At 63.1% G+C, this 14,244-nt stretch carries 15 protein-coding genes; 9 read left to right on the top strand and 6 right to left on the bottom strand.

What is annotated here, in order from left to right:
- Positions 1 to 55 precede the first annotated feature (55 nt).
- A complete protein-coding gene (locus tag AC1DX4_RS07400; protein WP_477219681.1) occupies positions 56 to 967 on the bottom strand; it encodes a LysR family transcriptional regulator in 912 nt (303 codons plus the stop codon).
- Between the two features lie 89 nt (positions 968 to 1,056).
- On the opposite strand from AC1DX4_RS07400, the gene AC1DX4_RS07395 reads away from it, so the two are divergent.
- Both AC1DX4_RS07395 and purD read left to right on the top strand, forming a co-directional pair.
- On the top strand, positions 1,057 to 1,878 hold the full coding sequence (locus tag AC1DX4_RS07395; protein WP_477219680.1) for a phytanoyl-CoA dioxygenase family protein: 822 nt from the start codon (positions 1,057 to 1,059) through the stop codon (positions 1,876 to 1,878).
- 153 nt (positions 1,879 to 2,031) lie between these two features.
- Positions 2,032 to 3,312, top strand: a complete 1,281-nt coding sequence (gene purD, locus AC1DX4_RS07390) for a phosphoribosylamine--glycine ligase (protein WP_477219679.1) — start codon at positions 2,032 to 2,034, stop codon at positions 3,310 to 3,312.
- A 62-nt stretch (positions 3,313 to 3,374) separates the two neighbouring features.
- Here the strand turns inward: purD and AC1DX4_RS07385 are convergent, their stop codons facing one another.
- The 3 genes from AC1DX4_RS07385 to AC1DX4_RS07375 form a co-directional block, all read right to left on the bottom strand.
- Positions 3,375 to 4,139, bottom strand: coding sequence for a hypothetical protein (locus tag AC1DX4_RS07385; RefSeq protein ID WP_477219678.1), 765 nt, complete (start codon positions 4,137 to 4,139; stop codon positions 3,375 to 3,377).
- Positions 4,140 to 4,370: 231 nt separating this feature from the next.
- Complete coding sequence (locus AC1DX4_RS07380; protein ID WP_477219793.1) at positions 4,371 to 5,483, bottom strand: glycoside hydrolase family 25 protein; 1,113 nt, start codon at positions 5,481 to 5,483, stop codon at positions 4,371 to 4,373.
- 133 nt (positions 5,484 to 5,616) lie between these two features.
- Complete coding sequence (locus tag AC1DX4_RS07375) at positions 5,617 to 5,853, bottom strand: hypothetical protein (protein ID WP_477219677.1); 237 nt, start codon at positions 5,851 to 5,853, stop codon at positions 5,617 to 5,619.
- A 209-nt stretch (positions 5,854 to 6,062) separates the two neighbouring features.
- Here AC1DX4_RS07375 and AC1DX4_RS07370 point away from each other — a divergent pair, with 209 nt between their 5' ends.
- Both AC1DX4_RS07370 and AC1DX4_RS07365 read left to right on the top strand, forming a co-directional pair.
- Complete coding sequence (locus AC1DX4_RS07370) at positions 6,063 to 7,832, top strand: acyl-CoA dehydrogenase (protein WP_477219676.1); 1,770 nt, start codon at positions 6,063 to 6,065, stop codon at positions 7,830 to 7,832.
- Between the two features lie 32 nt (positions 7,833 to 7,864).
- A complete protein-coding gene (locus AC1DX4_RS07365; RefSeq protein ID WP_477219675.1) occupies positions 7,865 to 8,617 on the top strand; it encodes a crotonase/enoyl-CoA hydratase family protein in 753 nt (250 codons plus the stop codon).
- A 6-nt stretch (positions 8,618 to 8,623) separates the two neighbouring features.
- Here the strand turns inward: AC1DX4_RS07365 and pdxH are convergent, their stop codons facing one another.
- Entirely contained in the window at positions 8,624 to 9,241 is a 618-nt protein-coding gene (gene pdxH / locus AC1DX4_RS07360) for a pyridoxamine 5'-phosphate oxidase (RefSeq protein WP_477219674.1), read from the bottom strand.
- Between the two features lie 40 nt (positions 9,242 to 9,281).
- Between pdxH and AC1DX4_RS07355 the strand changes: the two genes are divergently transcribed.
- From AC1DX4_RS07355 to AC1DX4_RS07340, 4 genes are all read left to right on the top strand, one after another.
- Positions 9,282 to 9,743 (top strand): RT0821/Lpp0805 family surface protein, encoded by a 462-nt coding sequence (locus AC1DX4_RS07355; protein ID WP_477219673.1) that lies wholly within the window; start codon positions 9,282 to 9,284, stop codon positions 9,741 to 9,743.
- A 258-nt stretch (positions 9,744 to 10,001) separates the two neighbouring features.
- Positions 10,002 to 10,931: a DnaJ C-terminal domain-containing protein gene (locus tag AC1DX4_RS07350; RefSeq protein WP_477219672.1), complete on the top strand. Its 930-nt coding sequence runs from the start codon at positions 10,002 to 10,004 to the stop codon at positions 10,929 to 10,931.
- Between the two features lie 105 nt (positions 10,932 to 11,036).
- Positions 11,037 to 11,858, top strand: a complete 822-nt coding sequence (fabI, locus tag AC1DX4_RS07345) for an enoyl-ACP reductase FabI (RefSeq protein WP_477219671.1) — start codon at positions 11,037 to 11,039, stop codon at positions 11,856 to 11,858.
- Between the two features lie 52 nt (positions 11,859 to 11,910).
- Positions 11,911 to 12,498 carry a histidine phosphatase family protein gene (locus AC1DX4_RS07340; protein WP_477219670.1) on the top strand — a complete coding sequence of 196 codons (588 nt, stop codon included), beginning with the start codon at positions 11,911 to 11,913 and terminating at the stop codon, positions 12,496 to 12,498.
- Between the two features lie 121 nt (positions 12,499 to 12,619).
- Here AC1DX4_RS07340 and AC1DX4_RS07335 read toward each other — a convergent pair whose 3' ends face one another.
- Positions 12,620 to 12,880, bottom strand: a complete 261-nt coding sequence (locus AC1DX4_RS07335) for a DUF1344 domain-containing protein (protein WP_477219669.1) — start codon at positions 12,878 to 12,880, stop codon at positions 12,620 to 12,622.
- 184 nt (positions 12,881 to 13,064) lie between these two features.
- On the opposite strand from AC1DX4_RS07335, the gene aroC reads away from it, so the two are divergent.
- Positions 13,065 to 14,162, top strand: coding sequence for a chorismate synthase (aroC, locus tag AC1DX4_RS07330; RefSeq protein ID WP_477219668.1), 1,098 nt, complete (start codon positions 13,065 to 13,067; stop codon positions 14,160 to 14,162).
- Positions 14,163 to 14,244: the final 82 nt, after the last annotated feature.

Genomic DNA, 14,244 nt, shown 5'->3' with positions numbered 1-14,244 from the left:
CAGCAGCCGCGGAAACCGTCAAGCGGCAAGCGGATGAGCGGTGACCGTCAACCCGTCACGCGGTGAAGATGTCGCGCTTGGAAAACCAGTCTTTCGCCGTCTCGACGAATGCCAGTGCCGCGTTCGACACGCGCTGATGCGTGTCGTAGGTGAGGATGATCCGTTGCATCGGCAGCGGGTCCGACAATGGCTTGCAGATCAGGGGCAGGCCGTCATAGCTGCGGTCGCCATGCGGGCGGGTGTAGCTGACCGCGACGCCAAAACCGTTCGCCACCATGCTGCGCTGAAGTTCGAACGAACTTGTCGCCCTGTCGGCGACCGGCGAGAGGCCGCGGCTGCGGAACAGGTCGAGCATGTGCTGCCAGCTGTGCGGCTGATCCGTCGTGATCAGCGGATAGGCGGCGAGGTCCGCCAGGCTGACCGATGGTTGGTCCGCCAGCGCATGGCTTGCCGGCAACAGCGCATGCGGGCGAAGTTCGTGCAGCAGGATGCGCGCGAAATGTGTCGGCAAGCTGAGATCATAGGTGAGGCCGAGATCTATTGCCGCATCGCCAAGCCGCCGCCCAAGCGTCTCGAACGTCTCGTCGCGAACGACGACTTTCACCGCGGGATAGCGTTCGGAAAAGGCGCGGAGCAGCGCCGGTGCGAAGAATGGCGCCAGATCCTCGAAGCACCCCAGCACCAGTTCGCCGCCGACAGCCGATTTGCTCGAACCCAGGCCGACGAGTTCGTCCGTTTCGGTGAGAACCTGTCTCGCCTTGGCCACGAAAGCGCGACCGAACGATGTCGGCGACACGCCGCTTCCCCGCTGGCGGACGAACAGCTTCTGGCCGAAATTCTTTTCGACCGCGTCAATCGCCACCGAAATTGAAGGCTGTGAGACGTTCAGCATCTTTGCCGCGCCGGTGACGCTGCCATGGCGCGCCACGGCGACGAGATAGCGCAATTGCGTGAGGGTGACGTTCATAGGCCTACTCTATATATCAGATGGAAAGTTATTATTTTACTGAATGAGAGAGGATTGCGATAGTCGGTTCATTCCAAGAGGAGAACACCATGGCTTCCCAAGCTGCCACCCACACTGCCGACGCCCCCGTGATCGACGCGGACACGATTGCCGACTACCAGCGTGACGGCGCGGTTTGCATCCGCGGCGCCTTCAAAGGCTGGGTCGACACGATCGCCGCCGGCATCGAGCGCAACATGCAGAACCGCAGTGCCACGGCATCGGACATCGCCAATGGGCGCGGCAGTTTCTTCGACGACTACTGCAATTGGGAGCGCATTCCCGAATTCGTCGAGGTGGTGCGGAAATCGCCGGCGGCGCAAATCGCGGCGGCGGTGATGCAGTCGCGGACCGCGCAGTTCTTCCACGATCACGTGTTGGTCAAGGAACCCGGCACGCAGAAACCGACGCCCTGGCATCAGGACATTCCCTATTATTTCGTCGATGGCCAGCAGACGGTCAGCTTCTGGATCCCCATCGACCCGGTGAAGGAGGCGACGCTGCGCCTGATCGCCGGCTCGCACAAATGGGACAAGATGATCCTGCCGGTGCGCTGGCTCGACGACAGCAATTTCTACGCCGGCGAAGGCGACTATCTGCCGGTGCCGGATCCCGACAAGGACCCGTCGATGAAGGTTCTCGAATGGGAGATGGAGCCGGGTGACGCCATCCTGTTCGACTTCCGCACCGCGCATGGCGCGCGCGGCAACCCGACTGCGGCACGGCGCCGGGCGCTTTCGCTGCGCTGGGTCGGCGACGATGCCCATTATGTCGAGCGGCCCGGCCGTACATCGCCGCCCTATCAAGGCCACGGCATGCAGCCGGGTCAGAAATTGCGCGAGGACTGGTTCCCGGTCGTTTTCCAGGGCTGAAGCGGGCCAGAATATGGGCGCCGGAATTCGGCGCCCATATTCGGCTGGGATAACGTTCCCGTGCGCAAATCGGATCAAAACACCCTGATGCCTTGACCCGTCGCCTGTAGAGCAATAGCGGGTTGCTCCAAGGGATAGCATCAAGAGGTGGCCATGAACGTTCTTCTTCTAGGCTCCGGCGGCCGCGAACATGCGCTGGCCTGGAAGATTGCCGCTTCGCCGCTGCTGACCAAGCTCTACGCGGCTCCCGGCAATCCGGGCATCGGCAGCGAGGCCGAACTGGTGAAGCTTGATATCACCGACCATGCCGCCGTCGCCGCTTTCTGCCGGGAGAAAAAAATCGATCTCGTCGTGGTCGGTCCGGAAGGGCCGCTCGTCGCCGGCATTGCCGACGATCTGCGCGCCGAAAACATCCGCGTCTTCGGGCCTTCCAAGGCCGCCGCGCGCCTGGAGGGGTCGAAGGGTTTCACCAAGGACCTCTGCGCCCGATACAACATCCCGACCGCCGCCTACGGACGTTTCGGCGATCTGGCCTCGGCGAAAGCCTATGTCGAAAAGACGGGCGCGCCGATCGTCATCAAGGCCGACGGGCTCGCCGCCGGCAAGGGCGTCACCGTCGCAATGACGCTGGACGAGGCGCGGGCAGCACTCGATGCCTGTTTTGAGGGCTCCTTCGGCGCCGCCGGCGCGGAAGTGGTGGTCGAGGAATTCATGACCGGCGAGGAGGCGAGTTTTTTCTGTCTCTGCGACGGCACCACGGCACTGCCCTTCGGCACGGCGCAGGACCACAAGCGCGTCGGCGACGGCGATGTCGGCCCCAACACCGGCGGCATGGGCGCCTATTCGCCGGCCCCGGTGATGACGCCGGAAATGACCGAGCGCACCATGCGCGAAATCATCGAGCCGACGATGCGCGGCATGGCGGAGCTCGGCGCGCCCTTTGCCGGTATTCTCTTCGCTGGGCTGATGATCACGGACAAGGGTCCCAAGCTGATCGAATACAATACGCGTTTCGGCGATCCTGAGTGCCAGGTGCTGATGATGCGGCTGAAGGACGATCTGCTGGTGCTGCTCAACGCCGCCGTGGACGGCCAGCTCGCGCACACGTCCATACGCTGGCGCGATGAAGCGGCACTCACCGTGGTGATGGCGGCGAGGGGCTATCCCGGCACGCCGGAAAAAGGCTCCGTCATCCGTGGCGTCGAAGGCGCGGCGGGCGACGGCGTCCAGATATTCCATGCCGGAACCGCCATCAATGGCGGTGCACTGGTCGCCAATGGCGGCCGCGTCCTCAATGTGACCGCGACCGGTGCCACGGTCGGCGAGGCGCAGGCGCGGGCCTATGCGGCGCTCGACCGGATCGACTGGCCGGATGGATTCTGCCGCCGCGACATCGGCTGGCAGGCCGTGGCGCGCGAGAAGACCGGCGCCTGAATCATGCTGATCGAGCGCAACGAGTTCGAGGCCATCATCATGAACCCTTCGGGACGCGGTCCTTAGACAATTCGCTTCGGATCGACCTTGGCCATAGGAACGGCGCACTCGATCGCGATTCGCGCCGCCAACGTCGGATCGATGGCATCCTTGCCTGCCTCGATCGCACGCTGAAGTGCAAAGCCGAGCGCGATCGGCGCCTGCGTTGGCGACACTTCATAGAGCTTTAGCGCTTCGAGAACTCTTGGCCACAGGAATTTGACGTAGTTGAATGGGAGATCGCCGGGGCGATGTTCCGCGGGAAGCTGCGGCTGCCCGAAACTCTCACCGCCTACCGTGCCCGCGACGTGGCGCATGGCTTGATGCACCATGTCCAACGAGACAGTGCCACCACAGGCCTGCGCCGCGCCCAAGGCCAGACTCAGCAATGCGAATTCGCTTTCAATCAGATAACGGTTGGGGAGATCACCGAAGAAGTAGCGATGTTGGTCTTTCCCGGTCACTATCGTCAGGCTGTTGCCGGTTAGCGGGTTCCGGCCGACCTCGCTCAATGCGGCCACGAGGCATGAGAAACCGCCGGTCGAGGCGAGGATCGCAAGGAGATCTTCCATGCGCACGCCGCGATCATTGGCGATCATTTTGCAGATCATGTCGAACAGCAAACGCCCGACGAGTTGTGGACGCGCAAGAGGCTGCTCACCTTCGGTTCTGCGCAGATGACCGAGCACGGCGCGATGCCCAGCTTCGCCATTTCCGTCACCTGCTGGCGGAGACGGAGGTGTCTTTGCTGACGATGATGGTTTGCGGCCAAAAAAAGGAAGTTTCATAGAAACACTTTGGCGCAGAGCCGTTAAGGCCCTGTAACTTGCAAGACGACCGCTGATTGCTGTCTTGTGCTTCTATGGGTGTTGTGGCGCTGACACCGCGATCGTACAATGCTGATCTTTCTTCGGCTTGCACGCCAGCACCGGCAAGGCCACGGCGAGGGTCGGCAGGATCGAGCGCGTGGCCTGGGTAAGTCGGCTGAATGCGGCTGGGGACGTCTGCCTCCGCCGATATCAGCGCTGATCGCGGTCGAGCGTTGTCGAAGCGGTGCTGAGCGGGTCGGCTGCGGCAAAGGCGGCATCGAGTTGCTCGGGTGACCGCTGTTCAGTCCGCTTCCAGGCGACATATTGGACGATGCCGAAGCTCGGCCGCCGTGGCACCGTCTTCACGACCGGCATGCGGAATCCGTCGCTGAATTTGGACCAGCGCGAACCGAGCACCGCGACCATTTCCTCGACGGTCGGTGGTGTTGCCACATCGGCATAGATGAGGGTGGCCTTGCCGGCGAGCGCCGCTTCGCGCGAGAGCGGTACCGGCACGCTGGCAAGATAGTCTGATGGCACGTCGATCAGCCCGCCAAAGGGCCATTGCTGGCGCAGCGTGACGGCATCAGTCGGTGCGACGTTGACGTCGATATCGTTAGGCGTGCCGGCAACCCTGTAAGGGCAGCGGAAGCGGCCGCAATTGGCCTGCGCCGAGAATTGCCAGAGCGCGTAGCCCTGCCAGTTGCCCATCGGAAAATGCACGTCGATGTCAGGCTTGTAGCGTGCGTACCAAAGCGGCAGCCGTGACAGGAGCCGGTATTTATAGCGGTTGTCGGCGATGTACTGCGCGGTCTTGCCGTTGGTGTAGAGCACCGGGAAGCGTCCCATGCGCCGATGCACCTGGCGCACGAACTCCTCGGCATCGTCGAGCGACATCCACTGCGAGGGATCGATGCCTTCGATATCGAGCGCCATGAGATCGTCCGGCGCGGGGTCGGCGAAATCGAGGAAGTTGTTGGCCTGCTCGACCGGGTTGCCGGGGCGGGCGAGGTGATAGGCGCCCCATTTCATGCCGAGCGCCTTGGCCACAACCCTGCGCGTCTGGAACAGTTCGCGCGTCACCGCGTGGCGTTTCCACAGCGCCTTGCAGAGCTTCACCTCGGTGTCGTTGCCGAAACAGAAATAGGGCGGCGGCATGCCGTCCGACGCCTTGTTGATGAAACCGGCGATGCGCTTGTCGGTGGCAAGCTGCGCCCAGTCGATGGAATTATACTCGTAAGCGTCGACCACCAGAGCCCGGTCGGCACTCTTCCACGGCTCGGAAAAGTCCGAGGCCTTTGCCGCTGATATCAGCGCCACCATCGCCGCAAGAGCGATCGCTGAGCGGCGAAGAGGATGCGCCGGCGTTTTCAAACAGGGGGTCCCCGTTGATTAAACACCGATGGTGAGCCGGTATGGTTAAGAAAGTGCTTCCCGAGGCTGAGGCGCGGCGAAGTTAGCGCCGGCCGACCGGCGGAAATCCGAACGGGTCGGGCGCGGGCTCTTGCTGCAGCGTGCCCTCGGCGGCGCGCTTGCGATGATGGGCGAGCGAACATTGTGGCGAGCACAAAATGCCGCGATCCGACCAGTAGGCCGCACCGTGCTCCAATTTGCCCTCATGGTACCAGAACCCCGTTGCGCGATAGGGCAAGCCGCATTCGATGCAGCGATAGGCGTCGGGTCTGGCGAGCATGGGCTGGTTCCGGTCGGCTGGTTCTGGCTGTCGACGTTCGACTTGATGCGGCGTCCATCGAATTTAATACAGGCCGGCGCGATTGCAAAATCCACGTGACAAAATTTGACGTTTACGTAAAAAGAAGATGGGAGAGCGCCCAAAGGCGGATGGTTTTGCGGCTCCGTCAGCCATAGGGTCGGCAGGCGGAAGCTGAGGAGGAAAGCGGCATGTATCGGGCACCGGTCGAGGATATTGCGTTCACGCTCAAGCATGTGGCGGGCATGAAGCCGGCCCTGGATGCCGGCGCGTTTGGCGATCTTGGCGAGGATCTGGTCGATGCCGTCCTTGGCGAGGCCGGCCGGTTCGCCACCGAGGAGGTGGCGCCGCTCTACAAGATTGGCGACGAACGCGGTGCGGTGCTGAAAGACGCTGCCGTCACCACGCCGCCGGGCTGGAAGGACCTCTATCGCCGCTGGATCGATGGCGGCTGGAACGCGCTCTCCGGACCGGAAGAGTATGGCGGCCAGGCGCTGCCGACCATGCTCGGCGTCGCCGCGCTCGAAATGTGGAACTCCGCCGCCATGGCCTTTGGCATCGGCCCGACGCTGACCATGGGCGCTGTCGAAGCGCTGGACAAGCATGCTTCCGAAGAGCTCAAGGCGAAGTACCTTGCCAAGCTCGTGTCCGGCGAGTGGATGGGCACGATGAACCTGACCGAACCGCAGGCCGGCTCCGATCTCGCCGCCTTGCGCGCCCGCGCCGAACCGGCCGGCGACGGCACCTACCGCATCTTCGGCCAGAAGATATTCATCACCTATGGCGAGCACGATTTTACCGACAACATCATCCATCTGGTGCTGGCGCGGCTGCCGGATGCGCCTGCCGGCACGCGCGGCATCTCGCTGTTCCTGGTGCCGAAATTCCTGGTCGGCGACGATGGATCGCTAGGGTTGCGCAACGACGTCTTCTGTTCGGGCCTTGAACACAAGCTCGGCATCCATGCCTCGCCGACCTGCACCATGATCTATGGTGACGGGTTCCAGGGCACCAAGCCGGGCGCCATTGGCTGGCTGATCGGCGAGGAGAACAAGGGCCTCGCCTGCATGTTCACTATGATGAACAATGCGCGGCTTTGCGTCGGCATGCAGGGTGTCGCGGTCGCGGAAGCCGCCACCCAGAAGGCAATCGCCTATGCCAACGACCGCCGCCAGGGCAAAGCGGCGGATTACGCCGGCGCCGGCATGGCGCCGATCGTCCATCACCCCGACGTACAGCGCAATCTCCTGACCATGAAGGCGCTGACGCAGATCGCGCGGGCGATCAGCTATTCCTGTGCCCACGCCATCGACATGGCGCGGGTCTCGGACGGTGACGAGGCTGCGCATTGGCGCGACCGTGCCAATCTTTTGACACCGCTGGCCAAGGCGTTCTCGACCGATGTCGGCGTCGACGTCGCCTCGCTCGGCGTCCAGGTGCATGGCGGCATGGGCTTCATCGAGGAAACGGGGGCGGCAGCCTTCTACCGCGACGCGCGCATCGCGCCGATCTACGAGGGCACCAATGGCATCCAGGCGATCGATCTGGTCACCCGCAAACTGCCGCTTGGCGGCGGCGAGCATGTGCATGGCTTCATCGGCGAATTGGCCACTGTCGCCAACGCCGTGCGGACCTCCAACCTGCAAGGTTTCGGTCGCACCGCCGATGCGCTCGATGCTGCACTCGGCGATCTGACACAAACGACGCGCTTTCTGCAAAAACTGTCGGCCGACGGCCGGGTGGAAGAGGCGCTGGCGGGCGCGACGCCGTATCTGCGGCTGATCTCGCTTGCCGCCGGCGGCGCCTATCTGGCGCGCGGCGGTCTTGCCGACCAAGGCCGCATCGCCCTTTGCCGCTTCTTCGCGGAAAACCTGCTCGGCGAGGCGAGTGCCTTGAAAGGGCGTGTTGTCGATGGCGCAGAGAGCCTCGTTGCCGCCGGCAAGACGCTGATATCAGCCTGAATTCTCAAAGCGCTCACCAGGGAAAAAAGACCGTGACAGACCACATCCTCGTCGAGCGCCAGGGCGCGATCCAGATCATCCGCATGAACCGCCCGGACAAGAAGAACGCGCTGACCCGCGCCATGTACGCAAAGATGTCGACGGCTCTTGCCGAAGGTGACGCCGATCCGGCGATCCGCGTCCATGTCTTCTTCGGCGTGCCCGGCGCTTTCTCTTCCGGCAATGACCTTGCCGATTTCATGGTCGTGGCCACCGGCGGCGATGGCGGCACGGAAGTCTGGGATTTTCTGATGGCGCTGGCCAGGGTCGAAAAACCCATCGTCTCCGGCGTCGACGGCATCGCGGTCGGCATCGGCACCACGCTCAACCTGCATTGCGACCTGACCTTCGCCACGCCGCGCACCCTGTTCAGGACGCCTTTTGTCGACCTCGGCCTGGTGCCCGAGGCGGGCTCAAGCCTGCTGGCGCCGCGCATCCTGGGCCAGCAAGGCGCCTTCGCACTGCTCGGTCTTGGCGAGGGTTTTTCCGCCGAGCGCGCGAAGGCCGCTGGCTTGATCTATGAAGTGGTCGAAGAGGGTGCACTTGAAGCCTCGGTGCTGGCGGCCGCCGGCCAGATCGCCGCCAAGCCGCCGCAGGCGCTGAAGATCGCGCGTGATTTGATGCGCGGCTCGCGCGATGACCTCGTCGCCCGCATCGGCGAGGAAAGCGAGCATTTCCGCGAGCGGCTGAAGTCGGATGAGGCTCGCGCGGCGCTCACTGCGTTTATGACCAGAAAGAAGAGCTGAGACCTTTCAGGGATAAAGCCGCGTCTTGTCCCAACCGCCCTTGGCATTGCGGGAAAAGACCATCCGGTCGTGCAGTCGGAACGGCCTGTCATGCCAGAACTCGATCACCTTCGGCACGATGCGGAAGCCTGACCAGTGCTTTGGCCGCGGAATCTCGCCGATGGCGTAACGGGCTGTGTATTCGGCGACTGCCTTCTCGAGCGCGAAGCGGCTCTCCAGCGGCCGCGACTGCTTCGACGCCCAGGCGCCGATGCGGCTGCCGCGCGGGCGCGTCGCATAATAGCTGTCGGCATCGGCCTCGCTGACGATCTCCACCGGACCGCGAATGCGCACCTGCCGGCGCAGCGATTTCCAGTGGAAACACATCGCCGCCTTCATGCTGCCAAGAATCTCCTGGCCCTTCGCGCTCTCGAAATTCGTGTAGAAAACAAAGCCACCCTCATCGAACCCCTTGAGCAGCACCATCCGCACATCCGGCATGCCTTCGGCATCGACGGTCGCAAGTGCGACACCATTGGCGTCGTTGATCTCGCTCTTGGTGGCATCGTCCAGCCAGGCGGCAAAAAGGCGAAACGGCTCGGCCGCTTCGGTAAAGTCACTGGTTGTTAACTCTGTGTCACTCATAGTTTTTCTCAAATTGTCACGAGATCAGGGAGGTTGCCGATTGTCGCGTATCGCGCAAGCTTTTGACAGCAGGCAATGGGGCGTTATCGCTTCGGCCAGCGCGAAAGCGGCGATCGTGTCAATCGCCCTGCCGCTTGTTGGCTGTGGCGCAGGTGGCTTCAGCCTGGAAAAGGCCGAAGTGGACCGCTCGATCCTGACCAGCAGCACGCAGGCTTCGGCCGCGTCGACCGATTCGGATCGTGATTCCGACCAGACGACGATCGGCAATGCAGTGTCCTCCGCCGACATCGAGCAACTCGGCGGCCAGGCCGTGCCGTGGGCGAATACCGGCACCGGCTCACGCGGCTCGATCACCGAGCTGGCGGAATTGAAGGACAGGGGCCAGACCTGCCGCCGCTTCAAGGCCTCGCGCGAGAGCTTTGATGGCGTTGCCATGTTCGAGGGCGAACTGTGCCTCGCCAGTGCCGGCGGCTGGCGCATGCAGGGCTTCAAAGCGCTCTGAGCCGGACTCGAAAGATCGGGTCGGCTCGGCGGGTCTTTTCGTCGCCCGGTGCGTCGCCAATCTTGCCGATATCGCGATATCGGCTGCGATCGGCTCCTTCCGGATCGACAAAAATCCCTCACCGATCCTCAGCCGCCGACTTTCGGATCAGGCTCTGATTTTCCGCTTCCGATATGGTGACCCGCTACTGGAATTTCTTCCTATGCGAGCGCATATAGAGGGCAAGTATGGACTCAACTCATTTCCAGGGCAGGAAGCATGCGCGACCCGTATGAGGTCCTGGGCGTTGCAAAGAACGCATCGGCCAAGGACATAAAATCGGCGTATCGGAAACTCGCCAAGAAACATCATCCGGACCAGAATCCGGATGATCCCAAGGCGAAGGACCGTTTTGCCCAGGCCAACCAGGCCTATGAGATCGTTGGCGACGAGAAGAACCGTGCCGCCTTCGATCGCGGCGAGATCGACGCCGACGGAAAACCGCGCTTCCAGGGATTTGAAGGCGCCGCCGGTGGCGGCGATCCGTTCGGCGGGTTTCGCCGCCAGCAAGGGGCCGGTGGTTCGCGATTCGAATTCAGGTCTGGGCGCCCGGGCGGTGATCCGTTCGACGGCAACAGCGATATTTTCAGCCAGATTTTCGGCGACGCCTTTTCCGGCGCGCGCGGCGCCGGCGCTGGCGACCGTCGTCAGCCGGCGACGGCGGCCGATCTGAACGTCACGCTCGACGTCACCATCGAGGAAGCCGCGACCGCCGAAAAGGTGACGGCGATGTTCCCCGATGGTCGCAAGGTGGCGGTCAAACTGCCGGCCTTTGTCGAGGATGGCCAGACCATCCGGCTGAAGGGGCAGGGCGAGCAGGGCCCTGGCCAGCCCGGTGACGCGCTGGTCAAGATCCATATCCGCCGGCATTCGCGCTACCGCGTCGAAGGCCGCGACCTGCATGCCGATCTGCCGGTGTCGCTGGCGGATGCGGTGCTGGGCGCCAAGGTGCCGGTCGAGACGCCAACCGGCAGGCTTGCGGTCAATGTGCCCGCCTGGTCGAGCTCGGACAAGGTCCTGCGGCTCAAGGGCAGGGGCTTGCCGGAGAAAGCCGGCGGCCATGGCGATCTCTACGTCCATGTGCGCATCATGCTGCCGGAGGGCGGGGATTCTGCACTCGAGGCCCTGCTGCGTAGCCAAAAAGGCTGATCCAGCGCTTTTGTCCCCCGAACTGTCCGGTTTGAGCGCTTGAAGGGGCTGTGTGCCTGTGCGATAGGCACTCCACAAACCAGAAACCTTGCGGAGAGCGCTCACATGGCGGGTGGACAGGGCCTGATGGCCGGCAAGCGCGGCCTGATTCTTGGCGTCGCGAACAACAGGTCGATTGCCTATGGCATAGCCAAGGCCTGTGTTGATCATGGCGCCGAGATCGCGTTGACCTATCAGGGCGAGGCGTTCAAGAAGCGCGTCGAGCCGCTGGCGGCGGAACTTGGCGCCTTTGTCGCCGGCCATTGCGACGTCACTGATCCGGCGACCCTCGACGAGGTTTTCGCCAATGTCGCCAGGCATTGGGGTGGCAAGCTCGATTTCCTCGTCCATGCCATCGCTTTTTCCGACAAGGATGAGCTGACCGGCCGCTATGTCGAGACCACGCGCGACAACTTCCTGCGCACCATGGACATTTCGGTCTATTCCTTCACCACCATTGCCAAGCGCGCCGAGGCGCTGATGACCGATGGCGGTTCACTTCTGACGCTGACCTATTACGGTGCCGAGAAGGTGATGCCGCATTACAACGTCATGGGTGTCGCCAAGGCCGCGCTCGAGGCCAGCGTGCGCTACCTCGCCGTCGATCTCGGCGCCAAGAAGATCCGCGTCAACGCCATCTCCGCCGGCCCGATCAAGACGCTGGCCGCATCCGGCATCGGCGACTTCCGCTACATCCTGAAGTGGAACGAATACAATTCGCCGCTGAAGCGGACGGTCACCCAGGAAGAGGTCGGCGATTCCGGCGTCTATTTCCTGTCCGACCTGTCGCGTGGCGTCACCGGCGAAGTGCATCATGTCGATTCCGGCTACCACGTGGTCGGCATGAAGGCGGTCGACGCGCCTGATATTTCGACGGTCAAGGACTAACTCCCTCCGCCTATCCTCCGCCCAGGCCCAGGCCCGACCTCCGGAAGACCTGATGTACCCGCTGGTTTATATCGTGCGCCACGGCCAGACCGCGTGGAACGCCGAGTTCCGGCTTCAGGGCCAGGCCGACACCGATCTCAATGTGCTAGGCCGCGAACAGGCGACCGGGAACGGGCATCGGCTGGCCGAACTTGTCGGCGATCCCCACGATTTCGATTTCGCCGCCAGCCCGATGCGGCGAACGCGCGAAACGATGGAACGCATCCGCTCCGCGATGAAACTCGATCCGCTCGCCTATCGAACCGATGCACGCCTCATTGAAGTCAATTTCGGTGACTGGCAGAGTTTTACCTTTGCCGAACTCGAGACGCAGTCACCTGGAGCAAGCCGGTCCCGCGCGCTGGACAAATGGAACTTCCAGCCGCCCGGCGACGGGGCGGAAAGCTACCAGATGCTGCTCGAACGGGTGAAGCCCTGCTTCGACGAGATGGACCGCAAGACGGTCTGTGTGACGCACGGTGGCGTCATGCGCACGCTGTTCCGCTTCGTGCTTGATATGGCCGAAGACGAGGCCGCGAACCTGGAGATACCGCAGGATCGCGTGCTCAAGCTTGAAGGCAAGAGCCTGGAATGGCTTTAGGCGGTCTAAAATGGCCGAGGAAATGACGCGGCAGTTTGCCGCCGCAATCGCGTAAGACACGTTTGGGCCGGCTCGGCGGAATGTCGAACCGACGGCACGCATCCAACTTGGGTCGGAAGCTTTAGTTCGTGTCGCCGTCCGGCAACTGCATGTCAGTGATGACGTTCTCGCCATTGGTCACGTCGTAAGCGATGACGATGTCCATGCCCGGCTTCAGCGCGTCGAGATCGGTCTCGGCATTCAGCTTGTAGGATTTGCCGTCGTCCAGCGTCAGGGTCAGCGCGTCCTTGTCGACCTTCTTGATCAGGCCTTCGGTCTGGCCGGCGAAAGCAGCGGTGGCATAAAGCAGCGTGGCGACAACAGTGCCAATCAGGGTACGCATGATCGTCCTCTTTGGTCATTGCGCCGGCACTGTGGCGGCGGATCCTCAACGGCGGATGGAAGAAAGCAGAAACCAGCCGAATGTGTCAAAACTTAAACGGCGGGGATGACAGTTTGACCACTGCAAAAAACGCCAATAGAAGGCAGGCTTCAACCGGCTCGGCTGCCGGGCAGGGCACTTTTCCATGTCTCACAACACGTTCGGCCATCTTTTCCGCGTCACCACCTGGGGCGAAAGCCATGGCGCAGCACTGGGCTGCGTGGTCGACGGCTGTCCGCCCGGCATCCGCTTCACGCGCGACGAGATCCAGGCTGAACTCGACAAGCGCCGGCCGGGCCAGTCGCGTTTCGTCACCCAGCGCCGCGAGCCGGACGAGGTGAAAGTGCTGTCGGGCTTCGTGCTCGACGAGGACGGCGAGACGATGATCACCACCGGCACGCCGGTCTCGATGCTGATCGAAAATGTCGACCAGCGTTCGAAGGACTATGGCGAGATCGCTCGCCAGTTCCGGCCGGGCCATGCCGACTACACCTACGATGTCAAATACGGCATACGCGACTATCGCGGCGGTGGCCGCTCCTCGGCTCGCGAAACAGCGGCGCGGGTGGCGGCAGGCGCGCTCGCCCGCAAGGTGGTGCCGGGCATGGTGGTGCGCGGCGCGCTGGTGTCGATGGGCGAAAAGTCGATCGACCGCGCCAACTGGAACTGGAATTTCATCGGTGATGCCGAGAACCCGTTCTTCACGCCCGATCCCGCTTCCGTTCCCGTCTTCACCAAATACCTCGATGGCATCCGCAAGGCCGGCTCCTCGGTCGGTGCGGTGATCGAGATTGTCGCCGACGGTGTTCCGCCAGGCCTCGGCGCGCCGATCTATGCCAAGCTCGACCAGGACATCGCGTCGGGCCTGATGTCGATCAACGCCGTCAAGGGCGTCGAGATCGGCAATGGTTTCGAGGCCGCGCGCATCACCGGCGAACAGAATGCCGACGAGATGCGTATGGGCAATGACGGCAAGCCGGTGTTTCTCTCCAACAATGCCGGCGGCATCCTTGGCGGCATCTCGACCGGCCAAGCGATCATCGCGCGCTTCGCCGTCAAGCCGACCTCGTCGATCCTGACGCCGCGCAAGTCGATCGACAAGGACGGCAATGACGTCGAGGTGATGACCAAGGGCCGCCACGATCCCTGCGTCGGCATCCGCGCCGTACCGATTGGTGAAGCCATGGTTGCCTGCGCCATTGCCGATCACTATCTGCGGCATCGGGGACAGACCGGGAGGTGAGTGGGGGAGTAAGGCAGTAGGGCAGTAGGGCAGTATGCTACGCCCAGCGCTCAGACAGCCAAATTTTTGCTTTCCCCTGCTG

It is taken from the genome of Mesorhizobium sp. P3_A8 (genome assembly GCF_056402995.1).
Note: the sequence above shows the minus strand (reverse complement) of the source record. Positions and strands in the feature narration are given on the sequence as shown.

Bases quoted from the DNA above. Each gene is read 5' to 3' on its own strand.
- AC1DX4_RS07400 (WP_477219681.1), bottom strand. From the start codon at position 967: ATGAACGTCACCCTCACGCAATTGCGCTATCTCGTCGCCGTGGCGCGC.
- AC1DX4_RS07395 (WP_477219680.1), top strand. From the start codon at position 1,057: ATGGCTTCCCAAGCTGCCACCCACACTGCCGACGCCCCCGTGATCGAC.
- purD (WP_477219679.1), top strand. From the start codon at position 2,032: ATGAACGTTCTTCTTCTAGGCTCCGGCGGCCGCGAACATGCGCTGGCC.
- AC1DX4_RS07385 (WP_477219678.1), bottom strand. From the start codon at position 4,139: ATGAAACTTCCTTTTTTTGGCCGCAAACCATCATCGTCAGCAAAGACA.
- AC1DX4_RS07380 (WP_477219793.1), bottom strand. From the start codon at position 5,483: ATGGTGGCGCTGATATCAGCGGCAAAGGCCTCGGACTTTTCCGAGCCG.
- AC1DX4_RS07375 (WP_477219677.1), bottom strand. From the start codon at position 5,853: ATGCTCGCCAGACCCGACGCCTATCGCTGCATCGAATGCGGCTTGCCC.
- AC1DX4_RS07370 (WP_477219676.1), top strand. From the start codon at position 6,063: ATGTATCGGGCACCGGTCGAGGATATTGCGTTCACGCTCAAGCATGTG.
- pdxH (WP_477219674.1), bottom strand. From the start codon at position 9,241: ATGAGTGACACAGAGTTAACAACCAGTGACTTTACCGAAGCGGCCGAG.
- AC1DX4_RS07350 (WP_477219672.1), top strand. From the start codon at position 10,002: ATGCGCGACCCGTATGAGGTCCTGGGCGTTGCAAAGAACGCATCGGCC.
- fabI (WP_477219671.1), top strand. From the start codon at position 11,037: ATGGCGGGTGGACAGGGCCTGATGGCCGGCAAGCGCGGCCTGATTCTT.
- AC1DX4_RS07340 (WP_477219670.1), top strand. From the start codon at position 11,911: ATGTACCCGCTGGTTTATATCGTGCGCCACGGCCAGACCGCGTGGAAC.
- AC1DX4_RS07335 (WP_477219669.1), bottom strand. From the start codon at position 12,880: ATGCGTACCCTGATTGGCACTGTTGTCGCCACGCTGCTTTATGCCACC.
- aroC (WP_477219668.1), top strand. From the start codon at position 13,065: ATGTCTCACAACACGTTCGGCCATCTTTTCCGCGTCACCACCTGGGGC.